We start from the raw sequence: 22,350 nt of genomic DNA on the forward strand, positions 1-22,350 counted from the left end.
TTGAGAAATTGGAGAAAAATAATCCCCACCGCAGTGGGGATGGTTAAATTAAGCGAGTTCAGCACGTAATTTCTTCGTGACTTTCACCATATTTTCTAGTGCGGCAAGTGTTTCTGGCCATGCACGTGTTTTCAAACCACAGTCTGGGTTTACCCATAAACGTTCTTTTGGAATCACATTTAGTGCTTTACGCAATAAGTGTTCAATTTCTGCTTCAGTTGGTACACGTGGACTATGAATATCATACACGCCTGGACCAATTTCATTTGGATATTTGAAATCCGCAAATGCAGTTAATAATTCCATATCAGAACGTGATGTTTCGATAGTAATCACATCGGCATCTAACGCTGCGATAGCTGGTAGAATGTCATTAAACTCTGAATAACACATATGAGTATGAATTTGCGTACTATCTTCACAACCGCTTGATGATAAACGGAATGCTTGTCCAGCCCAATCTAAATATGCCTGCCAATCAGCACGTTTTAATGGTAAGCCTTCACGAATCGCAGGTTCATCAATTTGAATCACTTTAATTCCTGCTTTTTCTAAATCTAATACTTCATCATTTAACGCTAATGCAATTTGCTTACATACGGTTTCGCGGCTAATGTCGTTACGGACAAATGACCATTGTAAAATTGTGACAGGGCCGGTTAACATACCTTTCATTACACGATTAGTAAGGCTTTGTGCATAAGTTGACCACGCTACTGTCATTGGTTCAGGGCGTACAACATCCCCGAAGATAACAGGTGGTTTTACGCAACGGCTACCGTAACTTTGAACCCAACCAAATTTAGTGAATGCGAAACCATCAAGTAATTCACCAAAATATTCCACCATATCATTACGTTCTGCTTCACCATGTACGAGAACATCTAAATCGAGTTTTTCTTGTTGGCGGACAACATATTCAATTTCTTTCTTCATTGCAGCTTCATAATCCGCGGCAGAAAGTTCACCTTTCTTGAACTTAGCACGAGCATGACGAATTTCAGTAGTTTGTGGGAATGAACCAATATTAGTAGTTGGTAATAATGGTAAATTCAGCCACGCTTTTTGTAATTTGATACGTTCCGCAAATGGTGATTTACGTTGATCCGCATTTGCTGGTAATGAAGCTAAACGAGCCGCAACTTCTGGACGATGAATAACTTTACTGTTTGCACGAGCATCTGCAGCCGCTTGACTTGCATCTAATTCAGCTTGTACTGAAGCACGACCTTGATCTAATGCTTTTTTCAAGATGCTTAACTCTTCCACTTTTTGTAAGCAGAATGCTAACCATGAACGAATATCTTCATTTAGTTGTGTTTCCACTGAAAGATCATATGGAACGTGCAATAATGAACAGCTTGGTGCAATCCATAATCTATCGCCGAAAACTTGTTTTAATGGTTCAAGTAAATCTAATTCTTTATTGAGATTAGCACGCCAAATATTACGACCATCAATTACCCCAACAGATAAAATTTTATCATAGTTTGCAAAGGTAGCTAATTGTTCAGGTGCACGTACAACATCAATATGTAAACCTGCAACAGGTAATGCTTTTAATAGAGCAGCGTGTTCTGCGACTGAACCGAAGTAAGTAGCTAATAAGATTTTGGCTTTTGCGGCTAAACGGGTATAAACCGGTTGGAATTTGTCTAGCCATGCTTGTGGTAAATCTAAAGCGAGTGCCGGTTCATCAATTTGAATCCATGTTGCGCCTTTTGCCACTAAAGCATCAAGAATTTGCTCATAAACAGGTAATAATTTATCTAATAGTGATAAACGATCAAACGCTTCACCTTTTTCTTTTCCTAAATAAAGGAATGTTAGTGGGCCCACTAAAGTAGGTTTCGCTTTGTAACCTAATGCTTGTGCTTCTTCTAATTGTTGTACATAGTGTGCAGGGTTTGCTCTAAATTCGGTATTTTTATGAAATTCAGGTACGAGGTAATGGTAGTTAGTATCAAACCATTTGGTCATTTCAATCGCAAATTGACTTTCATTACCGCGAGCTAATTGGAAATATTGATCTAAAGTTAAATTTTGGCTATCAAAACCAAAACGAGCAGGGATAGATCCGGTAGCGACTTGCAAATCTAAAATATGATCATAAAAAGTGAAGTCAGCAACACTAACAAAATCTGCATTTGCTTCTGCTTGATGTTTCCAGTTCTTTTCACGTAATAATTTTGCTACTGTTAATAAATCTTGTTCAGATAACTCTTTACGCCAATAACGTTCTTGAGCGAATTTTAATTCACGTTTTGCGCCAACACGCGGGAAACCTGCTAAATGAAATGTTGTCATAATTGCTTCTCCATATATTTTTCTATTAATTCGTTGAAATAGACGGCTAAACGTCTATCTGAGATGCAGAATAACGAAATTTTCTGTATGATGAAAGCTCATAATTTTCATAAATAAGATGAATTAATTTAATACAGATGAAACCTACATTTTTGGAATTACGTCATTTAAAAACATTATTAGCGCTGAAAGAAACGGGGAGTGTGTCTTCAGCAGCGAAGCGTGTGTACCTTACACAATCAGCGCTATCTCACCAATTAAAATTGATTGAAGAACAATTTGGTTTACCATTGTTTGAACGTAAAACTAACCCTATTCGTTTTACTGCAGCAGGCGAGCGATTAATCCAATTAGCTAATGAAGTATTGCCGAAAGTAGCAATGGCCGAACGCGATTTAGCGCGTGTTCAACAAGGGGAAGCGGGAGAATTGCGGATCGCGGTAGAGTGCCATACTTGTTTTGATTGGCTAATGCCAGCGATGGATGAATTTCGCCAACATTGGGGGTTGGTGGAGTTAGATATTGTTTCTGGTTTCCAAACCGATCCTGTTGGCTTGTTATTAACTGATCGAGCAGATTGGGCAATTGTAGCTGAAGTTGAAGAGAATAGTGATGTTGTTTATCGTCCGTTGTTTGCATATGAAATGGTAGGAATTTGCGCCCGAGATCATGAATTAGCAGCTAAAGAGATTTGGCAAGCGGAAGATTTTATTGATCAAACGGTAATTACTTATCCAGTACCAGATGAGATGTTGGATTTGGTTCGTCAAGTTTTAAAACCAGCAGGGATCAATCCAATAAGAAGAACTACTGAATTAACTATTGCAATGATACAATTGGTCGCAAGTAAGCGAGGCGTGGCAGCAGTGCCTTATTGGGCAGTATTGCCTTATTTAGAGCGTGGTTATGTGGTTGCGCGTAAGATTACAGATAAAGGACTGTATAGCAACTTATATGCAGCGATTCGAGCCGAAGATCAGCATATCGCTTATATTGATGATTTTTATGAAACCGTAAAAAATAAAAGTTTTGCGACCTTACCAGATTTAGTTGTTTTAGATTAAGGGGAACATCAAAGATGTCTTTACAATTCAATGGAATTGCCTTGTTTTTAGTTGTGCTGATTGCATTAGGGGTAATAGGACATAACAATTCTATTACTGTAGCGGCGACAGTTTTACTATTGATGCACGAAACTGCATTATCCAAATACATTGTGTGGTTGGATAAATATGGATTAAGTTTTGGGATTATTATTCTAACAATTGGCGTATTAAGCCCTTTGGTATCGGGCAAAATTAGTTTGCCAGCAATTAAAGAGTTATTACACTGGAAAATGGTATTGGCTGTTGTTGTTGGTATTTTAGTGGCTTGGTTGGGTGGTCGTGGTGCAACTTTAATGTTAGGCGCGCCAACACTAGTCACTGGATTATTAATTGGTACCATTATTGGTGTGGCTTTTTTAGGCGGTGTGCCAGTTGGCCCTTTAATTGCAGCTGGGATTTTGTCATTGTTTTTAGCAAAATAGTGATGCGAACGAGGTTAAAAAAGTTAAGCATTAATATAATGTAGGATAATTCAGCAAAAGTTGTTGAAAATAGCAACGAACAATGCGTTTATTGAATTTTCTACTTGCAACCGTTGGAAACATCCGTATAATTTGCCTCGTTCTTTGTTGCCTGGGTGGCGAAATTGGTAGACGCAGCGGATTCAAAATCCGCCGCCCTTAAAAGCGTGTCGGTTCGAGTCCGACCCTAGGCACCATATAAACAAGATTGGCTTAACGTAAAAACCTGTGAATTATCAATGATTTGCAGGTTTTTTCATTTATGCGACATCAATAAGCTCATCATTATCTGCTTTGTTATTTGCTATATCCAAAGTAGAGTTTGACGAAAATTTGACGTGATTGGCGTATGTCAATAAATGATCGGCATTTAAGTGAGCATACTTTTGTACCATTTCTATTGTTTCCCAACCTCCTAATTCTTTAAGTACCATTAGCGGCGTGCCACTCTGAACATGCCAGCTAGCCCAAGTATGGCGAAAATCGTGGAATCTAAAATCTTTAATATTGGCTTTATCTAAAGCAACTTTAAGGTGATCTCTATCAATATCTTTAATTAGCTTTCCTTTTCCTCTGTGAAAAACAAATTCGGATATTTTGTTTTTTTCTAACTTACGTAAGAAGTTAATAGCTTCCTTGCTTAAAGGGAGAGATCTAGCATGTCCAGATTTTGCAATATCGCTTGTCACAATCGCTATTTTGCGAGTGAAGTCAATCTTATTCCATGTTAGCGTTAAGATTTCGGTCATTCTTGCACCAGTCATCAATGCAAAAGAGCATACATTCCTCATCCACTCTAATGTAATGCAATTAAGTAAGCGTTTTGCTTCTGCTTGAGTTATCCACCTAATTCTTTTTTTGGGTTCATTGTTTTTAACAATGAAGGGAATTGAATCAACCCATCCAGCTTGTTTTGCGAGATTTAACGCACGCATTATTGATGAACGGTATCGATTTTGCGTAGAAGGAGATAACTTCCTACCAGTACCAACAATGTGAGTTGGTAGGTTGTTATAGATGTCATCACTTGTTAAAGAACTTAATAGTTTATGCCCGATCATTTCTTGCCAGTATTGAGCATGTCTAATCTTAGTATCAAGATCTTTTTGATGCTCAGCTTCTTCAAGAAATCTGGTTAAGGCTTGTGTAACAGTATATTCTGGCCGCTTATTTAACTTTGCAATTTGCCATGCTTCATGCTTGAGTTTATCGTGCAGTTCTTGAGCTAACTTCTTTTCAGTCGTTTTACTACTGCATCGAACTCTTTCGCCGTTTGGTGTTGTAAAGTCAATTTGCCAAATACCGTTTTTGTTTTTCCTGATCGACATGATATTTTCTCCTCATCGCCGACCATAACTTTTAGCCGACGATCATTATTTAGCTCTTTTATAGATTTTGCAAGATCTGATGGAAATACTCTCCATTGCCCACCAACCTTAAAAAATCCATATTTAGTTGGATTGGCATAGATAGTTTGTTTTGAAATAGCTAATTTACTTGCTACTGTACTTATACTCATTGCATCTTCCATAAAATCTCCAAAATAAAACCGCCATATTTGTGGTGGCGGTTCTTAGTGTTAAATAACTTTCTTTAATTCAATACTCTTACATCAAAGTTACTTCTAATAAACTTCACTGTAAGATCGTGATTAATCGCATTTCCTAGATACTCATAAATCAACTTTAAATCTTGTTCGCTAAAATCTGTTTTTAGATACTTATTGATCTGATTTATTAACTGAATATTTATACTGCACCATTCAAGCACTTTTGCTTGAACATCTTCTTCAGTTTTGCAACTTCTTAGTGAAAAGCTATGATAGTGTTCTTGAGTTTGAATAATGAATTCTTCGCTTGAGTTGATAATGCCGCCTGGGAAGCAATGGAATAACTTCTTAATTTTTCTATTTAGCATAATTTACTAACCGCAGCCCTCCGAACTCGTTTGTTAACTTATCAATCAAGTTAGAAATATCATCAGACATCAATAGCAAATCAGCATTAAATCTAGCTTCAATATCTTCTTTAACGATATCATCGTTATGTTCTAGGACATTATCAGCAAACTTTAAGCGTTTTAATGTGCCATCTTCATTTAGTACGAAAGATGAATGGTTTTCCCACTCTAATGAGAGTTTTGTGATGACACAATCAGTATCAATTAACTGATAAATATCATCATCAATAGACTGATTCTTAAATTTAGCAATCTTATTTGTAGCACCTTTTAATTCGATCAGTTGCTCATTCTCATCTAGCCAATCTGGCAAACCTTTTGAACACCATTCAGTCATTACTGTGCTAACATCATTATTAAAAATAAGCGGTACAACAGGTAAAGAACCTAACGATTTACGCAATAACGCTAACGCATCTTCCGCTCGTTTACTGGAAGCTGCATCGACATAAATAAACTGTTTTTTAGTGTCAATAATTAAGGCAGTATGAGTGTATCTACTAAATGCTTGCGTAATTAACTTAGCCATAACATCATCTTTCAATGCCTGTTTTTCTGCTTTTTTCAATTTACGCTGTTGCGCTTCTTCAAGCTGTTTAATCCGCTCAGCAAGATGTTTTTTGACAGTAGCAGCAGGTATGATTTTTTCTTCGCGATAAGCAACAAGTAAGATATAACCATTCACTTCACAATATAAATTCTCATTAGTAACAACTGGCGGTATCCAACCAAATTTACTAAAATCAATTTCAGAGCAAGGTTTAAATTGTTGCTCTTGTAGTGATTCTAAAGACCAATCTAATTCTTTTGTTAATCTGTATGTCATCACATTTTTAAACCAATACATTTTTCTTCCTCATAAAATAAAAAACCTCCGTATTAAGGAGGCTATTGTGTATAATGTAGTTAATATGACTAGCACCTCTGCTTATGTACGTGCTAGTTCTCTTTATAAGATTTTCAGTATTTATCATATACTCCGACAAATAACTTACCTGATGCTTCGATTGTTAATTTATCAGTGTAATCGTCATCATCATTTTCAGGCGCTTTTTCTAATTCAAAAGTCCAATTGGGTGAATTTTTCCCATTGTGAGTTATTCGCCATACACCGTTATCATCAAAAATAAGATCAACAATAACGCTTTCACCATGCTCGTTTGAAACGATCAACCCTTTATCCCATTTGATATTGTCAAACTCAAGTCTTAAATCACCATCAACCTCGATAAGGTCATCGGAATAGCCTGTAATTTCAATTTTCATTATTTCCTCCTCTAATTCGGTAATTTCATAAATAAAAGCCAATGTGTGTTATTTTCTTTTCCTGATTTATGCCCAATAATTGGTGTGGCATTTATTGCTTTCAGAATTTTACTTACTGTTATTTGAGTTTCATTCCACTTAAAAATTAACGTGCCATAGTCATCAAGAACACGCATACATTCGTCAAAGCCACTTTTGATCTGTGTTTGCCAATCGCTATCTAATCGACCGTACTTTTTGACAAGCCAGCTATTATCACCACCATTTTTTAAATGAGGTGGATCGAAAATCACTAACTTAAAAGATTTATCTGGAAATGGCATTTTTGTAAAATCAGCCACCAAATCAGGAGTAATTTCTAATGTGCGAGTATTCTCTCTATCTGTAAATTCTACTGTTTCTTGCCTTTTATCCATAAAAAGCACATTTGGATTTTGCTTATCAAAATGAAACATTCTTCCGCCACAACAAGCATCAAGTATTGGTTTCATAATGAAATCATTATTCTTTTTTTCATTTTCAATTAACATATCAAGGTAATGCCGAGCTTTCATTAAATCTTCAAGTCCGTTTTTATGCTTGTAACGGCATACATACTTGATGATATTACCTTCACAATAACCAATGTTATTTTCAGTAATAAATACTACTGGTTGGATTTTAAGATTTTTATAGTGATTGCCACCCACTTGGCTATCTAATGATGTATTTTGTTGCATGGTAATTCCTAATAAAAAAGCCCAGACTTTGTGGTCCAGGCTTGCTTATGTTTAGTTAATTCTTGATTAATTGAGGGTTTATGGCCCACTAGGATCATTATCAGGTAATCCTCTTGCTTTTTTATGTAACCTGATAATCAGGTTTCCTATTGTTTTAGAACATTCAATAGTTGCATCACAGTTACTAGCTATTAAATCAATGATATTTTTATATGCACTAGAAATAACATTAATTAGAGTTGTAGCTAAAAGTGCGGTACATATGATTATTACTAATACAATAATGATTACTGCCTCCACTAATGTCATACTATCCACCTATCTCATAGACGTCTAAAATATCATGATTGAGATTCAGATCTTCTTTATACTTATAAAGTCTAATTCCGCATTCACCTAAAGCAAAACCATCCACATTCTCGAATAACTGTCTAGTTAAATCTTCTGGTTTAATACGGAATGAACGATTATAGATACGACTAATCTCTATTGTAGCGTGTTTAAGTACATAATTTAGTTGCTCTTCAAAAGAAGCTATATCTGCATCATTATTCCAAAATGAATATATTTCAGTAATTACATCTGTAACAGTCTTAATCCCTGCTTCTTCTTTCAACCAATCAGGTAATTCAAAATCAAAATCAATTTCCCAGTCGGCTTCTAAGTCAAAATCGAAAGAATCTAATTTAACTTTATATCTCTTAATGTTTCCCATAGTTGAACACCTATAAAAAAGCCACCGTATTTGGTGGCTTATTGCTCTAAGAATAATTGTCTTAAAAAATACATTAAGTATTGATAATCATCTTCTTTATTTAAATGACACGATACACTGTTATCAAAATCCCAATCAGCGAGCCATATCTGCGTACTATCAAAAATAGAATATGTTTCGTCATCATTTTGTTTAACTAGAAATACGCACTTGCCATTGTGATCGTTAACAGTTGAAAACCTTTCTGTTTTCACAAAAAAGAAAATATCCCCTTCTATGTAATTAAGAACTGCTCTACCTGTCTCACCATTTTTCAGCAAGACATACATTACATCTTGGCTTGCATGGAGAGTCATAGATTCTTTTAATTTAAAATCATTTTTTGGAGATGTCATAAATTCAAGAAATCTAGAAATAATAAATTTTTGACTATTTTTCATTATCTACCCTAAAAATTTCTCTAAATCAGGTTTAAAGTAGTTCGCACCTTTTTTAATCTTGCCATTCTCATCAAATACTGCTTTTCCGTCCTCGAATTTAGACCAGTTGGAGTCGTTTACTTCTCTCAAAGCTCCTAGTACATCAAAACCAAACATGTAACCGACACCTACAGCAGTTACAATCTGGTCACACAAAGCATCTAATATTTCAATTTTCATATTAGTATTTAATTGTTTTAGAATTACACCCATTTCTTCACTATTCTTTTTATAAGAATTATTAGCAAGAATTAAAAGTTTACGAGATTGTTCTAATTCCCCTAGTGAAGCTAACATTTCTGATACTTCTTCAAAATGACATCCAATTTGAACTGCTATGTCTTTATTTGTTGGTCCAGGCTTAGCTTCTTTAAACCAATCTAAGATTCGTTGTAATTCGTTATGTTGTTGCTCGTTAGTACATTGCAATTCATTATGTTGTTTGTCGTCTTGAGGAACATCTTCTATACGAATCCAAACATTATCACTCAATGAACTTTTATTCCACAAAGTACCGTCATCACATAATGCTATTAAACTCCAATATCCATCCGCGTATTCTGTGTCTTGGGTGATTGATTCTGATATTTGAATAACTTTTCTCATATTTAATCCTAATAAAGCATTTCTGAATAAAGTTCATCTGGCTCATAACCAATATCATGTTTGATTTGATTATTAGCTTTAGCTATTTTTAAAGCTTCTTTTCTATCAACATATCTAGAAAAGTTAGTAATAAAACCTTGTTCAATTTGTTTTGTTTTATAAAATTCTTCAATAGTATTTAATACTCTATGTGCATCAGGAGAATAATGTCTTACCATAGGAATTACTAATTCTCTTGATAGTTTATTAGATTCACAATTAAACTTGATTGCCGCACAAACAATTACTTCTGATTTTTCATTCATATATTTTCCTATCAATAAAAAAGCCCACTAAAAAGTGGGCTAGTTAAAAGTTAATTTCTCTCTTTAGGGAAGTGTGACCATAGAGTTATACCAATAAAGATAGCCAAACTGACATAAACCTATATACTCAAACTTATCATCACTACCTGACTCCAATTGCTCCCAAGCTCCTATATTTCTATTAGCGAGCAATTGGTCATTACTGTATGCAAAAATTTGACCATCTCGGTCTGCTGCAATCACTTTCGCCCAAAATGGTACGAACAACTTTTCATTGAAATATAAAACCTCTTTATACTCCTGATTGCCTTCAATGGATAAAATCGGTAGTTCATGGTCGTCCCACATACCAATGATGTCTAGATTATCATCAAATTTATCCTCGTAACTCCCATCATCATTCCACCACGCAGGAATCTTCACTCCATCATCATCAATGTAGTACCCTAATAAAATAATCTCATTATTCTCCAATTTATGTACAATATAGGCTTTGTACCCGTCTTGTAGTTTTATTGGCTCACCAGCTAAGGCTTTTTCTAAATCAAACTGTTTCATATTTTTTATTCCTAATAAAAAAGCCTAGCTTGTAAGGCTAGGCTTGATGATGTTCTATTTAGCTTATTCTTCCCACATTATGTCAAACTCGCTATCCTTGTCGAATGACACAACCCTGCTAAAAAGGGATTAAGACTCTTCCCACATACCGACTATGTCAAATTCACTTTCAACGCTTTTCATTTTTTCACCATAACGAATGGTTCTAACTTCATGAGTATATTTACCACTTGCGCTATAATCTTCTATGTGGTCGTAAGGGGTTAGTAATACCTTAAGCGGAAGTTCTGGCTCATCTTCTAAATCATTTCTGTATTTTCTCTTATCAATAAAAAGCCCTCACAAAGAGGGCAGTGTTTGTCTAAAAGATGTCTATATTTCGTCTAAATTTCGTCTAGCTAGACAATGCTAGACGACTTAGAACGGCATATCATCATCAAAATCTGATGGTGGTTGTACTTGAGGTTGGTTATGATTTTGTTGTGTTGATTGCGGTTGCTGTTTGGATCGTTCGTCTCTATCTTTAGTATGAGCCACTAACCAATCAATACGTTCAGCAGGTTTATTCTCAATATGTTCAGATAGTGTTTTACGCGTTTTTGCTATAAATGGGCAGAGGATTTGGAAATTGTATGTTTCTGAACCGTCTTGTTTTAGTCGTAGGACTTTTTGCAACATTAATCCAATATACTTGTCTGATAATTCTGGTGCATACATTCGACCGTTACTAAATTGTTCAGTCAGAGCTTGTACGTTAGTGCAACCCATTATAGCTTGTATCATATTGTGTCCGCCTTGTAGCGGTTGTCCGTCTTTACCTTGATAATAAACAGAAAGATAGTTGCCTTTTAAACCTTCTTGAGTTTCTACTGAAAACTCAAGTGATAATGCACCTCCTGAAGATTTGACATATTCAGCGGAAATAATTTTGCAAAGATAAGCTCCAGTTTCATTGATAAATTGAGCATTACCTGCTTTTACGGCTTGTTCTTGGTTGTAGATAAAAGTTGGTTGGTTCATTGGTTATTCTCCTGTGGTTGAGCGGTGGTTTCTTCTGTTGCTTGATGTTCGGTAACGATTCCCCAGTAATCACAAATAGCGTCATCAACAAATTTCAAATCATTGTCAATATAACGAGTTTCAAATAATCCCATTGGGCTTTTGGTCGTATCATTACCATCATTTTGTGTAAGAAACTGATATTTACCGTCTGAAACGTGAGTGCGTAAGCAAACAGTCATAATGCCATCAAGAGTGATTTTTTCATCTAGCATTTTCCCAATGGTTTTGATTTTAGTTTTGCCATATTCATCACTTTGCGTATGGGAAAGAATATACACCCGTTTATGATGTTCTAGCTTTCCTGACAAATCAAAAATTTGCCAAGCATGTAAGCCAATTTCAGTGAATTTGTCATAACCTTTTTCCATTGCCCTTCGCATAAATTCATTTGCCATTAAATATTGGAAATCATCAATGACAATAATATTTCGCTTTGTCTTTTTTAATATTTCGCAGATTTTATCTGCGTTATCACAAACAAAAACATTACCTGCTGGACAGGTTTCTTTATCGAAGTATTTCCATTCTTTTGTTCTAAACGGCAGTGGTTTTGAGATAACTTGAATAAGTAGTGTTTCATTCGGGTTTAAATTGCGTAAGCTTGTGCTTTTTCCTGTACCACTTTCTCCTAATATCAATGTAGCAATACTCATCATAACCCCCTTAATTGTGGTGAACCTGTTAAAACAACACCTTTAATTTCAACACCATTCTTCAACGCATTGAGTAGAGCAGTGCGATCGAGTTTTGGCTCTTGCGGTATGTAATACTCGTTCGGAATGACAGCATTTTCGGCAATATCAACTTTATTCATAATTGGAGATGTCATTGTTAGCCTAAACAACGGATTGTCGATTTTTTTCACGTTAGCATTTAACATTGACGCATAGATAAGATTCCGTAAGCGTTGCTGTTTACGTTCATAGGTTTTTTGTATTTTCTCTAGTCGTTGCTTTTCTGCTTTTGTTGTTTCAGCTAAGGCTTCTGTTTCTTTGTGTAATTTCCAGATTTCAGCAACCTTGTCGGTAAACTCCATTTCTAAGCTGTTAAATGCGTCAATAACAGCTTGTTCATTGGTAAATTCTTCATCATCAAGTAGCTCGTTGATGTTTTTAATTTGTTCGGAGAGTTGGTATAAGCTCATAATGTTTCCTTAAATTGCGTTAATGTTCTGTGGTAGGCGATTGCTGCTTTTTGTACTACATAAAATTGAGCAACATCGAGGAAATGTTGTAGTTTGTCTTTATAGGCTTCACTCATCTTGAGTAGCTTTATTGCATTAGTGATGTCACAATAGCTTTCATAAGTAAGCAGCTCATCAAAAAAGATCGCCCATTCGTTATCGGTTTTACATTGCTGACAAGCAAGAAAGAGGCGGTTTTGTAGTGTTTTAAACGCTTGTTTTTTTATCAAAACAGCCTGTCTATTTAATTTCTCAAAAATGTCCATCATCTAACTCCTTTCGCTAGTCGTTCCTTAATCTCTGCTTCGTGTTCAGGTGTAAGTGGTGTTTGATACTCACCATAGCTGGACTTCCATTCTTGATTAGCCCATTCTTCCCACTCCAGCTGTTCTTCTGATAGATCAGTTTCTAGGTTTAGTGTGTGGTCGTAATAGTCAGTATCTTTTTCGTATTGAGCTGCTTTAGCTGGCTGACAACTTATGCCTAAGATACAAGCGATAAATAGTGCGAAAACAAGGTAAAGTGGTTCGTGCGTGAATTTCATTTTTGTTTCCTTTTTAGTCAATTTACTGAATTTAGGTTGAACAAAACCGCCACACGGTTCACAGGTAAGTGCGGTCGGTTTTGGTTAGTGTTATCTGTCGCAAAACTTGAGAAACTCAACCATTTAAAATGAGAAGTTTTAAATTAGATATCTTTCCCATTTTAAGTGGTTTTGTTGGGCTTTCCTCTCGTGATGGCTTTCGCTTTTATTTGTGCAACTAAATCAATATAACCTTTTAATTCATCAGGTGTTTTTCGGTGCTCTAGTCTATTTAAAAGCAATACTTCCAGCCTTGTTTTTATTGCGAGATTTTCGATTCTGTCATCTGTGGGATCACCGTTTTTATGCCAAACCACACAACCTTTCGGTATGTTGATATTATGTTGTTTACACCAAACATATTCTGCACGGCTTACCCATCTATCAGGTTCACTAACTTTAATGAGATAAATATTATCTTTAGAACAATATCTAATTGATCCGACAGGCAATGTAGTGGCGGGTTTATTGCCTTTTTTAAAAGAGGTTTTATTAGGCTTAGAAACCCCTTTTGTACCTTTATTAAAGGGGATATTTCCTTTCTTGAAACGCCATGTTTCTTTAGGTCTTAGCCATTTTTCACGCTTACACTTTCCAGCAATATTTCCTACAGTCAAACTGCGGTTAAATTTTTCGTTAAATTTCGCAGTAAGTTCTTTTCTTGGTAAATGGCAATAGAGCCTCAAAAATGAGGCTTCTTCTTCATTATAAGTAATCGATTTCCCTTTCATTACCAATCTATCGCCCTTTCTAATGCTTGACGCTGTTCTTTAGCTGACACTCTCGCGTATAATGCTGTCATATCTACACTTGAGTGACCTAGTAAATCAGATAACAACGTAACATCTTTCGTTTTTTTCAAAAATTGTATGGCAAAGAAATGGCGGAAATTATGAGGATGAATCAGCTCCTCTGGCACGCCACTTTTCTTCGCATAATATTTTAAGCCAGCAGTAACCGCTCTGCTTGTGATACGTTCACCCATTCGATTTTTAAATAAAAAATCTTTTTCGTGTTTAAAAAAGGTTTTAGACTCTTCAATAATGGCACTAGGAATGTGAATTCGTCTAATTTTTCCTTTTGTATATAATTCAATATATCCTTGTTCTAAATGCTCTTTTTTGAACTGAAGTAGCTCACTTATCCTTGCCCCAGTATAAGCAAGGAATTTAGTGATGAAGTAATACCGCTGGCTATGCTGTTTTACACAGTGCAAAAACTTAGTGTAATCATCATAAGATAACATCTTATCGTCAAACGAACGTCTTGGGAGTTTGACGTTTTTTAGTTTTAAGTCAGCTTTCCCTTTGAAAGCTAAATAGTGATTTATCCCTGAAATTCGGACATTAACAGTTTCAGGTTTAAAGTTCTCCATCAGGTATTTTTTAAAATTCAGCAAATCATATTTATCAATCTTTTTAAATAGTGAGAAATAGATAGCAAGGGCATAGGTATATATTTTAATAGTATTTTCAGATGACTCATTTTTATAGAGGTAGTCTGAAAATAGCTCAATCTCTTTTTGATGTTGTGGTGTTAATTTTTCATGATAGGATTTCATTTTAATGCCCCATATCTGTATATTTAAACGCTTTCACATCATTGCAAATATTATCGCAAAATTGATTAAATTCACTCTTAGAATTCATACTGAATGGAATATTGCTTGCTATAGATAAATCAACAAACATCTTACTTAACGTCAATTCACTTTTTATCCTTTCTCTAAAGGCATTTTTAGAAAGTGCTTCCATATCAGAAAATTCAATTTCTTCAACTTCCTCTTTGGGAGGAGAAACAGTTTCCCATTTTTCGGGATTAATAAGCCATTCATCGCTGGCAATCAGCGGCGTATCCTGCTTGAAATCAATAAGTTCACGAATGACATTTTGTGATGTTTTTTGCTTATCAATCACTAAAAACAATACGCTAATTGAAGTGTCTTCAAAGGCGTTTTGAATTAAATTGAGTTCTACTAATTGACAGCCTAATTTTTCTCTAAAAAGAGCTTCGGTGCTACGATATGCCATACCACTGGATAAAATAAAAAATCCCCAACGCTTAGATTGATTTAGCCCTTTTATAACAAAAATATCATCAACATTGCCTTTATTCTTCCAAGGAAACTCTTCTTGAATTGCTTTTTTCTCATTTTCAGTTAACCCTTTAAAGGTTAAAGAAAACGGTGGGTTCATCACCACACAATCACAAAGTGATTCTTGTGCTGTGGGATAATTAAAAAAGCTCATATTATGTATTTGAGCTTTTGGATAGTTTGTTTTTAATGCCTCACAAGATTCAGACTGTATTTCTACGGCAACAAATCGAGAGGGATTAATAAATTGCTCTAATTGACCGCTACCAGCCGCACCATCAAACACAGAGGGAGAGCAACCCACATACTTTTTTATTTTATCCGCAAGATATTGACGTAGTGGCTTTCCTGTAATAAATTCAGCTAACTTTTTGGCTTTAGCTCGATTATTATGTTCGACAAACGCCATTTGGCACACCTCCTTTTTTAGGTTCTTGGTCAAGTTCTCTTTTATTTTCTAACATCGAAGGTAAGGGTTCAGTTACACCATAGTCCACTTTAAATTTTTGGGCATCTAAAGCAAGCTTTGCATTGTTTACAATATTGGTAGCAATACTACTGATGGCTTTAGAACGCTCAATTTCTTCTTTTAAGGCATCTCCCGTTAAACCTTCATCATTTAAGCGTTCTAATTGCAGAAACAAATGCGTGTTTAAATCAATACATTTTGCTTTCATTCTAATACCTGCTATCTTGTCTAAAATAAGTCAGCTCATAATCAAGAGCGGCTTTATCACATTCACTAGGATCAACATAATCATCTTCGTAATAATCTTGATCTTCGTGGTTAATGGCTAGCGACTCGTAGTAATCTACGTCACTGTCATAACTTAGCGGACTTATTGGTCTTATTCTCATAAGTGTTTCTCCTCTTCTTTTCTTTTTAAAGCTCACTCATAGAATTAGCTTTAAAAAAAAGCCCTCATAACGAGGGCTTAATCTGTACGATAATTTAACTGTTTACGTCCTCAACAGTGGTATTACCAACCCCACCAATATACTGGCGTTTCGCAATCACCCACACTTAGAATGTATATCTTCTAAGCCGTTTCACAAGCATTGACGCTGGCGGTTTGCTTGTCACCGAGTATAGACCGCTCACACATTAAGTTAATGTGCTTCTTTGTGCCAACAAATCTATGTACAGTTTAGATCTGCAATCCAGTCCCTATACCGACTTTCAAGCTAACAGAATGTTAGCTGGCTAAATTTCTCTCACATCTAATCGGAAGTCACTATCGCTAATAACTTCCCTAATGCCTGCTCAATGTGTTGTCAAAAATGAAGTATAAAAACAGCTTAAATTCATCAAGCAGGCATTAGATACGCCTTTCTTTATACTTGTAAGGCTCAAGTCCCTTATTGTCTCTCACAACACTAAGGAATATAATCAAAGCTCTCTCACAACAAATAAGGATTAATTATGTATAAAGCAATGTCTGAAAAACTAGCTATTCAATTCGCAAGCAAAATTATTGAGTGTAGTCCAACAACCATTTTTAATGATAACCGCATGACCCCTGAAGCTAAGGCTAAACAGTTAAGTGTTTTTATTTCTGCGTTAGCTAATAATTTTGAAAGCAGTCTTTCTGACTTAAATAATATACCTAAGATTGATTAATTATCTTAACTGATCTAATTAGTTCATTAGTTAAATCGCTAGGGTTTAAATGATTTAAATTGATGGCATTATCAAATACTGCCTGTTTGATTTGATATTTATCTTCATCAGACAGGCTTTCCTCTACAATAACTAATTTCAACTTTTTAGGATTTTCTAATTGTTCGTTTAAGATGATTTGTTTAATCATTTCATAGTGTTGAATCTGAACTGTCATAATATTTCCCTTTTTGAATTTGATATCGAAACGCACTAAATTAAGTTCTGGCTTAGCTATCCTTAAATTGGTAATCGCGCGCTTACCCAAACCTTTGGCGGATCTCTTAATCAGTGCGTTTCCTAATGCCTACTCCAGAAACTGGAAAAATATTCCTAGCTCATGACAAGAGTAGAGCAGGCATTAGATTTGGTAGTAGGTGAGGGACTCGAACCCACATCAGCCGATTATCTGTCGTTACGAGGTATAAGCTCGCTGCTTTACCATTAAGCTAACCTACTAATTAAACGGTTCGTGGGCTTGTTCGCCTAGTTTCCCCAACCGCTGTAGCAATCTTTCGACCGTGCATTTCGCACTCAAGCAAGTAAGCAGCGCTGCCCTTTATTTTCCGCCCACCTCTCTTAGGACGAGAAACACAGTTTTCTGCTTGGAGGTTACTGACCTTAAATCAGGTCATTACTTACCGCCATTGCTACGCCAATCTGTTAAAGAGCGTAGGGATTGAGGACTTTCAAGAGATACTTATATTGTGTTGTTAGGTTAAGTTAATTACCTAACCTCAATTCCTAATCAAAACTTGATGTGTATCTCGTTTTGATGAGAGCATTATCACACAATGTGATTTATATGTAAACACTAATTGTGATATTTTTTATAAAATTAAAATACAAAATGTGATAAATTATTGATTTCAAGGGATTGTAGTAAGTTTTGTTTGATTATTTTTTGAGCATTGGGATTGATGTGATATGATGGATGTGTACAAAAAACATTAAATTTTGGATACATTTCTTAGATATGTACAAAATTTTGATATTTTTAGATATATGCAGTAGCTATAATGAATGTAGGATTGAAGGAGACTTTGGTCGGTAATAAGCTATGGTAGGTTCATCGTGGCTTTTTGCGTTAAAAACTAAATTACTAATAAAAATTATCTTTAATTTAACTTTTGATGTTTTCTATAAGTATATGAAAAATATTAAATAATGAATGCAATTTGAATAAAGATAAAAAGAAATTATCTTGAATCTATATATATCTCAAACTTAAATTATCTGTTAGTTTTAGAAAAAGCATTTTCTCGAACTATTCAGTTATTAACTAATACTTAATAACTGAATTTTTAGAAAAAACTTATCGCTTTCTTCGGTAAATTCTGTGTTCTACCATAGTTCCAATAATTCTAATTTCTTGCTTTAAAGATGACATCTTTCCCCAATCAGGATTTAATGGGACTAATTCAAAGTGTTGTCTGCCATATTGATCCACATCTTCTAAAGGTCTGTATTTTTTGAATGTCGCCTCATAGTCGCCATTTACGGCAGCAACAAATTCACCAGCGCTAGGTTTAATGTTTGGATCTATAATAACAACATCACCTTCTTTGAAATCTGGTGTCATTGAATCACCTTTGATACGCAGAGCAAAAGCATCTTCTGAAACAGTTTCATTAGTGAGAATATATTCAAAATCTCCTAGACTTTCTTTTAAGTCATTAATACCAGTCCAAGCACCAGCCTGAATGTAACTAATAATTGGAACTGTATTTGTCCCTATGGTAGCAGGGATAACATTGTCAGAACTAAAAGCAAGTTCGGCTGGATTAATATTAAGAACGGATGAAATAATTTTAATATCTTCTAAGTCAGGAGTCCTAGTTCCAAGTTCATAATTAGCAATTCTAGATTGTCCCCACTTTGCTGATTTTTCTCTAGTGTCTAACTTACCACACTCTTCCGCGAAGTCTTTTTGATTTAGACCTAAAGCTATTCTAAAACTTTTAATTCTTTCACCAAGTGTATTCATAAGCACCTCTCTTAGTTTGCTAATTAATAATATCACAATGCGTTATACCAAGTAACACAAATTGTATTTTACTTTTATCACAAAAAGTGATTTAATTATTGATCTATGTATCACGTAAAGAAATTTAGGATGAATAAGATAGCTAAGATTAGAAAAGAGTTAGGAGTTACCCAGTGTGCATTAGCTGAGCAGTTAGGTTGGAGTCAACCGAGAATTGCTAATTATGAACTTGGAACTAGGACTCCAACTTTGGTTGATATTAGAAGAATTGTAACAGTGTTTAAAAACTTAGGCGCGAATGTAACGATTGATGATGTATTTCCAGAAAACGGAGAGTGATATCAAAAATAAAAAACCACCGTTGGGAGCGGTGGTTAATTACTTTAAGGAAAAAACCAATAATGAAAAATATTAATTTAAACGAAAAGCAAAGTCAATCGCAAAATCGTGCGATTTTGGCTTATTTGCAAAAAGGTAACTCAGTTACTCCGCTTGAAGCACTTAATAAATTCAGATGTTTACGTTTATCAGCTCGCATATTGGACTTAAAAAACCAAGGTTATCAAATTGGTGATGAGATGGTTAAAGATGCTGTTACAGGTAAACGTTATAAACGTTATTGGCTTATTGGAGAGTGATTTATGGAGCATTGTGAACCAGTCGCATCACTTTTCTTTATGAAGCTTTTGATGTCGCTTCCATATCAAGAAAGATTGATGATTTATGAGCGTTTAAAACAAGAACTGATCAAGTTGAATCTGACACAGCAACAGTATGAACAACGAATTAAAGTTGTAGTAGAGGTTTTAGGTATATGAGTTTAGTTATGTTATTAAGAGAAACTGGCAGAGCTATAGCTTATAGACCTAAACTGGCTAAGTTGTTTGGTGGCGCTACAGCTGAAATTTTCTTTGAACAAATCTTCTATTGGCAAGATAAAGCTAATAGTGATCTTGGTGTTTATAAGACTCAAGCAGAGTTAGAAGATGAAACTGGACTTTCTCGTAATGAGCAAGAAACAGCGCGTAAAAAATTACGCAATATCGGTGTTTTAATTGAAACACACAAACGTTTAGAACATCGCATTTACTACAAAATTGATGAAGAAAAATTAGAAGAGTTATTAGCTACATTAATCAGTAATCCAGTTAACAGTGGCGAAATCAATAAACCAAATTTGGCTAATGTAGAAAACCAACAACCCCGAATGCTGGATTCCAACATTCGGGAAGAGGGTAAACCTGCATTCGTTAATACACTAGATTACAACACTAGATTACAACAAGAGAATAATAACCCCCTACCCCCTAGTGATGAATTTGCTGATGATGAGATAAATCCGCAAGAGGATATCAAGCCTGAAAGGCAAAAGATCGACTATCAAGCGATCTTAGATTTCTACAATGCTGAAAATGAACGTAATGGCAAACGTTTACCAAGTGCGATCGATATTAATGACAAACGCAAGCGAGGGATCAAGAAGATCTTAAACTTACTCAAAACGCGCACGCTAGAGGCATTTAATGCCTACATCGAAAGATTTTTTGAATCAGCACCTGAATTTTATTTCGGAGCAAATGATCGCAAATGGAAAGCGAATTTTGATTACTTGTTACGAGAAGATACTTTAACGAAAGTTCGTGAGGGAGCGTTGTAATGGAAGCGTTATACAACATCACAGCAGAGAAATCAGTACTAGGTGGGTTAATGATGAACCCAAATTTAGATCGTGTTGAAAGAGCGATTAGCTTACTGAACAACAAAAGTTTTTATATTTCGGCACATCAAATCATTTTTCGCGAGATTCGTTATTTATTCAATCAACGCAAGCCGATTGATTTAGTTACTTTAGAAGCGAGATTGGATAGTGTTGGCGTACTCAAAGATGTTGGTGGCATATCTTATCTAGCTGAACTTACTCAATTTACACCTAATGCGGCCAACGTTTTAGGTTATGCGGAAACCGTCAAAGAAGATGCTATCAAGCGCTTTACGCTAGCAAAGCTACAAGACTGTCAAGCAATGTTATTTGAGAAAAATGACTTAAGTGCTACTGAGCGTTTAGAAAATATCACTAAGTTATTTTCAGAAGTTACTGATTATGCGAAATCAGGCAATTCTGATGGGTTGAAGAATGGCAAAGATATTTTAGGTGAATGGCTTAAATATCAAGAAGCAATGATTAATAACCCAGAATTGATGGTGGGTGTATCAAGTGGATTTACAGCATTAGATGACTTACTTGGGCCGCAACGTTTTATTAAAGGTTCTTTAGCCGTTGTTGGTGCAAGACCGAAATGTGGGAAAACTACTTTCTTAGCGCATTTAGCCGCTAACTGCGTTACACAAGACAAGAAAGCGGTTGCGATATTCAGCTTAGAGATGCCAACGGTTCAAATTTTTAATCGTTTATTAGGGCAAAACAGTAAACAAAATATTGCTGATGTGTTCCAAAGCGAGCAATTAAGTAATGATTTTATTGTTAATCAAATTTATACATCAGCAAATAATTTAGTTCGTGATGATTTACTCTACATTGATGATACTCCAAGTATCACGATTGAATATATTAGACGCGAATGCCGTTTATTAAAACAACGCATCGGTGACATTGGCTTGATTGCTGTTGATTATCTTACGTTGATGACAGCTAAGAAAGCGGAAAGAAACGATCTTGCTTATGGTGAGATAACGAAAGAGCTAAAAAAATTAGCTAAAGAATTAGATTGCGTTGTTTTACTCCTCACTCAACTTAATAGAAACCTTGAAAACAGAACAGATAAAAAACCGAAACCTGGCGACAGTAAAGATACAGGACAGATTGAACAAGACTGCGATTACTGGATTGGTTTGTATAAGCCTAGTGTGTACTACGAAAAAGCAGATCCTACCGTAACAGAGGTGTTATTAAGTCTAAATCGACATGGTAAGACAGGCAAAATCTATGTCGATCAGAAAAATGGGTTAATGCTTGAATGTAATCAAGCAGAAGCTGCTAACAGAGCTGAATGTCATACACAAGAAACGAAAAAAACAAAGAGAAATATTGATTTTTAGAGGTTAGAGATGAGTTTTGATAATACCGTAATTTGCTGTCCAAAATGTGGTGCAGAACTAGAAGATCTTAGACAAATGGATGAATGGGGTTGGTTTTCTGAAGCACCATTTCGTTGTAGTGGCCACTTAATACAGCCAGTACCTTACCCAAATATCAGTATTCATAACGGTTTGAATCGCACCAAATCTTGTGGGTATTTCAGTTTTGAAGAATTAGGCATTGAGTCAGATGAGGAATAACA

General features: G+C 35.3%; 34 protein-coding genes and 2 tRNA genes. 10 read left to right on the top strand and 26 right to left on the bottom strand.

What is annotated here, in order from left to right:
* Positions 1 to 48: 48 nt before the first annotated feature.
* The gene (metE, locus tag NYR30_RS04085; protein ID WP_302502007.1) at positions 49 to 2,307 is read right to left on the bottom strand and encodes a 5-methyltetrahydropteroyltriglutamate--homocysteine S-methyltransferase; all 2,259 of its coding nucleotides are present in this window, start codon (positions 2,305 to 2,307) and stop codon (positions 49 to 51) included.
* Positions 2,308 to 2,444: 137 nt separating this feature from the next.
* Between metE and NYR30_RS04090 the strand changes: the two genes are divergently transcribed.
* From NYR30_RS04090 to NYR30_RS04100, 3 genes are all read left to right on the top strand, one after another.
* Entirely contained in the window at positions 2,445 to 3,371 is a 927-nt protein-coding gene (locus tag NYR30_RS04090) for a LysR family transcriptional regulator (protein WP_066422242.1), read from the top strand.
* Positions 3,372 to 3,385: 14 nt separating this feature from the next.
* Entirely contained in the window at positions 3,386 to 3,835 is a 450-nt protein-coding gene (locus NYR30_RS04095; RefSeq protein WP_066106352.1) for a DUF441 domain-containing protein, read from the top strand.
* Between the two features lie 149 nt (positions 3,836 to 3,984).
* A tRNA-Leu gene (locus NYR30_RS04100) sits at positions 3,985 to 4,071 on the top strand.
* A 63-nt stretch (positions 4,072 to 4,134) separates the two neighbouring features.
* Here NYR30_RS04100 and NYR30_RS04105 read toward each other — a convergent pair.
* The 22 genes from NYR30_RS04105 to NYR30_RS04215 all read right to left on the bottom strand — a co-directional run bounded on the left by NYR30_RS04105 (position 4,135) and on the right by NYR30_RS04215 (position 16,262).
* The gene (locus NYR30_RS04105) at positions 4,135 to 5,202 is read right to left on the bottom strand and encodes a tyrosine-type recombinase/integrase (RefSeq protein WP_302502009.1); all 1,068 of its coding nucleotides are present in this window, start codon (positions 5,200 to 5,202) and stop codon (positions 4,135 to 4,137) included.
* The gene (locus tag NYR30_RS04110) at positions 5,100 to 5,405 is read right to left on the bottom strand and encodes an HAD family hydrolase (protein WP_302502011.1); all 306 of its coding nucleotides are present in this window, start codon (positions 5,403 to 5,405) and stop codon (positions 5,100 to 5,102) included. The genes NYR30_RS04105 and NYR30_RS04110 overlap by 103 nt, the downstream gene beginning before the upstream one ends.
* 62 nt (positions 5,406 to 5,467) lie before the next feature.
* Positions 5,468 to 5,791, bottom strand: coding sequence for a hypothetical protein (locus NYR30_RS04115; protein ID WP_302502013.1), 324 nt, complete (start codon positions 5,789 to 5,791; stop codon positions 5,468 to 5,470).
* Complete coding sequence (gene rdgC / locus NYR30_RS04120; protein WP_302502014.1) at positions 5,781 to 6,680, bottom strand: recombination-associated protein RdgC; 900 nt, start codon at positions 6,678 to 6,680, stop codon at positions 5,781 to 5,783. The genes NYR30_RS04115 and rdgC overlap by 11 nt, the downstream gene beginning before the upstream one ends.
* Positions 6,681 to 6,793: 113 nt before the next feature.
* Entirely contained in the window at positions 6,794 to 7,099 is a 306-nt protein-coding gene (locus tag NYR30_RS04125) for a hypothetical protein (RefSeq protein WP_302502015.1), read from the bottom strand.
* Positions 7,100 to 7,110: 11 nt separating this feature from the next.
* On the bottom strand, positions 7,111 to 7,818 hold the full coding sequence (locus NYR30_RS04130; protein ID WP_367401232.1) for a DUF3310 domain-containing protein: 708 nt from the start codon (positions 7,816 to 7,818) through the stop codon (positions 7,111 to 7,113).
* Positions 7,819 to 7,896: 78 nt separating this feature from the next.
* Complete coding sequence (locus NYR30_RS04140) at positions 7,897 to 8,127, bottom strand: hypothetical protein (protein WP_302502016.1); 231 nt, start codon at positions 8,125 to 8,127, stop codon at positions 7,897 to 7,899.
* A gap of 1 nt (position 8,128) precedes the next feature.
* On the bottom strand, positions 8,129 to 8,533 hold the full coding sequence (locus NYR30_RS04145) for a hypothetical protein (protein ID WP_302502017.1): 405 nt from the start codon (positions 8,531 to 8,533) through the stop codon (positions 8,129 to 8,131).
* Between the two features lie 38 nt (positions 8,534 to 8,571).
* Positions 8,572 to 8,973 (bottom strand): hypothetical protein, encoded by a 402-nt coding sequence (locus tag NYR30_RS04150; protein ID WP_302502018.1) that lies wholly within the window; start codon positions 8,971 to 8,973, stop codon positions 8,572 to 8,574.
* Between the two features lie 3 nt (positions 8,974 to 8,976).
* Positions 8,977 to 9,618: a nucleoside triphosphate pyrophosphohydrolase family protein gene (locus NYR30_RS04155; protein WP_302502019.1), complete on the bottom strand. Its 642-nt coding sequence runs from the start codon at positions 9,616 to 9,618 to the stop codon at positions 8,977 to 8,979.
* 8 nt (positions 9,619 to 9,626) lie between these two features.
* Entirely contained in the window at positions 9,627 to 9,923 is a 297-nt protein-coding gene (locus tag NYR30_RS04160; RefSeq protein ID WP_302502020.1) for a Y16D family protein, read from the bottom strand.
* 63 nt (positions 9,924 to 9,986) lie between these two features.
* A complete protein-coding gene (locus tag NYR30_RS04165) occupies positions 9,987 to 10,481 on the bottom strand; it encodes a hypothetical protein (protein ID WP_302502022.1) in 495 nt (164 codons plus the stop codon).
* A gap of 417 nt (positions 10,482 to 10,898) precedes the next feature.
* Positions 10,899 to 11,501, bottom strand: coding sequence for a hypothetical protein (locus NYR30_RS04170; protein ID WP_302502023.1), 603 nt, complete (start codon positions 11,499 to 11,501; stop codon positions 10,899 to 10,901).
* Positions 11,498 to 12,199, bottom strand: coding sequence for a TniB family NTP-binding protein (locus NYR30_RS04175; RefSeq protein WP_302502025.1), 702 nt, complete (start codon positions 12,197 to 12,199; stop codon positions 11,498 to 11,500). Before NYR30_RS04175 ends, NYR30_RS04170 begins: the two co-directional genes overlap by 4 nt.
* Positions 12,196 to 12,687: a siphovirus Gp157 family protein gene (locus NYR30_RS04180; protein ID WP_302502026.1), complete on the bottom strand. Its 492-nt coding sequence runs from the start codon at positions 12,685 to 12,687 to the stop codon at positions 12,196 to 12,198. Before NYR30_RS04180 ends, NYR30_RS04175 begins: the two co-directional genes overlap by 4 nt.
* Positions 12,684 to 12,995 (bottom strand): hypothetical protein, encoded by a 312-nt coding sequence (locus NYR30_RS04185; protein ID WP_302502027.1) that lies wholly within the window; start codon positions 12,993 to 12,995, stop codon positions 12,684 to 12,686. The genes NYR30_RS04180 and NYR30_RS04185 overlap by 4 nt, the downstream gene beginning before the upstream one ends.
* Positions 12,992 to 13,270, bottom strand: coding sequence for a hypothetical protein (locus NYR30_RS04190; RefSeq protein ID WP_302502028.1), 279 nt, complete (start codon positions 13,268 to 13,270; stop codon positions 12,992 to 12,994). The genes NYR30_RS04185 and NYR30_RS04190 overlap by 4 nt, the downstream gene beginning before the upstream one ends.
* A gap of 161 nt (positions 13,271 to 13,431) precedes the next feature.
* Entirely contained in the window at positions 13,432 to 14,040 is a 609-nt protein-coding gene (locus NYR30_RS04195; RefSeq protein ID WP_302502030.1) for an HNH endonuclease signature motif containing protein, read from the bottom strand.
* On the bottom strand, positions 14,040 to 14,870 hold the full coding sequence (locus NYR30_RS04200; protein WP_302502032.1) for a tyrosine-type recombinase/integrase: 831 nt from the start codon (positions 14,868 to 14,870) through the stop codon (positions 14,040 to 14,042). Before NYR30_RS04200 ends, NYR30_RS04195 begins: the two co-directional genes overlap by 1 nt.
* A gap of 1 nt (position 14,871) precedes the next feature.
* Positions 14,872 to 15,813, bottom strand: coding sequence for an N-6 DNA methylase (locus NYR30_RS04205; RefSeq protein WP_302500484.1), 942 nt, complete (start codon positions 15,811 to 15,813; stop codon positions 14,872 to 14,874).
* Positions 15,794 to 16,081, bottom strand: coding sequence for a hypothetical protein (locus NYR30_RS04210; RefSeq protein ID WP_302502033.1), 288 nt, complete (start codon positions 16,079 to 16,081; stop codon positions 15,794 to 15,796). Before NYR30_RS04210 ends, NYR30_RS04205 begins: the two co-directional genes overlap by 20 nt.
* 1 nt (position 16,082) lies before the next feature.
* Complete coding sequence (locus NYR30_RS04215) at positions 16,083 to 16,262, bottom strand: hypothetical protein (protein WP_302502034.1); 180 nt, start codon at positions 16,260 to 16,262, stop codon at positions 16,083 to 16,085.
* A 565-nt stretch (positions 16,263 to 16,827) separates the two neighbouring features.
* Between NYR30_RS04215 and NYR30_RS04220 the strand changes: the two genes are divergently transcribed.
* Entirely contained in the window at positions 16,828 to 17,025 is a 198-nt protein-coding gene (locus NYR30_RS04220; RefSeq protein ID WP_302502035.1) for a hypothetical protein, read from the top strand.
* Here the strand turns inward: NYR30_RS04220 and NYR30_RS04225 are convergent.
* From NYR30_RS04225 to NYR30_RS04235, 3 genes are all read right to left on the bottom strand, one after another.
* Positions 17,012 to 17,242 carry a hypothetical protein gene (locus NYR30_RS04225; RefSeq protein WP_302502036.1) on the bottom strand — a complete coding sequence of 77 codons (231 nt, stop codon included), beginning with the start codon at positions 17,240 to 17,242 and terminating at the stop codon, positions 17,012 to 17,014. The two genes, NYR30_RS04220 and NYR30_RS04225, sit on opposite strands and share 14 nt — an antisense overlap.
* A 190-nt stretch (positions 17,243 to 17,432) precedes the next feature.
* Positions 17,433 to 17,523: transfer RNA gene (locus NYR30_RS04230), tRNA-Ile, on the bottom strand.
* Between the two features lie 856 nt (positions 17,524 to 18,379).
* Positions 18,380 to 19,051 (bottom strand): helix-turn-helix domain-containing protein, encoded by a 672-nt coding sequence (locus tag NYR30_RS04235; protein ID WP_302502038.1) that lies wholly within the window; start codon positions 19,049 to 19,051, stop codon positions 18,380 to 18,382.
* 129 nt (positions 19,052 to 19,180) lie between these two features.
* Here NYR30_RS04235 and NYR30_RS04240 point away from each other — a divergent pair, with 129 nt between their 5' ends.
* From NYR30_RS04240 to NYR30_RS04265, 6 genes are all read left to right on the top strand, one after another.
* A complete protein-coding gene (locus tag NYR30_RS04240; protein ID WP_302502040.1) occupies positions 19,181 to 19,390 on the top strand; it encodes a helix-turn-helix transcriptional regulator in 210 nt (69 codons plus the stop codon).
* Positions 19,391 to 19,452: 62 nt separating this feature from the next.
* Complete coding sequence (locus NYR30_RS04245) at positions 19,453 to 19,689, top strand: helix-turn-helix domain-containing protein (protein WP_302502041.1); 237 nt, start codon at positions 19,453 to 19,455, stop codon at positions 19,687 to 19,689.
* Between the two features lie 51 nt (positions 19,690 to 19,740).
* Positions 19,741 to 19,869, top strand: coding sequence for a hypothetical protein (locus tag NYR30_RS04250; protein WP_302502042.1), 129 nt, complete (start codon positions 19,741 to 19,743; stop codon positions 19,867 to 19,869).
* Entirely contained in the window at positions 19,866 to 20,708 is an 843-nt protein-coding gene (locus NYR30_RS04255; RefSeq protein ID WP_302502043.1) for a DNA replication protein, read from the top strand. The genes NYR30_RS04250 and NYR30_RS04255 overlap by 4 nt, the downstream gene beginning before the upstream one ends.
* Positions 20,708 to 22,108: a replicative DNA helicase gene (locus NYR30_RS04260; RefSeq protein ID WP_302502044.1), complete on the top strand. Its 1,401-nt coding sequence runs from the start codon at positions 20,708 to 20,710 to the stop codon at positions 22,106 to 22,108. Before NYR30_RS04255 ends, NYR30_RS04260 begins: the two co-directional genes overlap by 1 nt.
* 9 nt (positions 22,109 to 22,117) lie before the next feature.
* Complete coding sequence (locus tag NYR30_RS04265) at positions 22,118 to 22,348, top strand: hypothetical protein (protein WP_302502046.1); 231 nt, start codon at positions 22,118 to 22,120, stop codon at positions 22,346 to 22,348.
* The last annotated feature ends 2 nt before the right edge of the window (positions 22,349 to 22,350 follow it).

It is taken from the genome of Gallibacterium salpingitidis (assembly GCF_030517105.1).
GTDB lineage: Bacteria > Pseudomonadota > Gammaproteobacteria > Enterobacterales > Pasteurellaceae > Gallibacterium > Gallibacterium salpingitidis.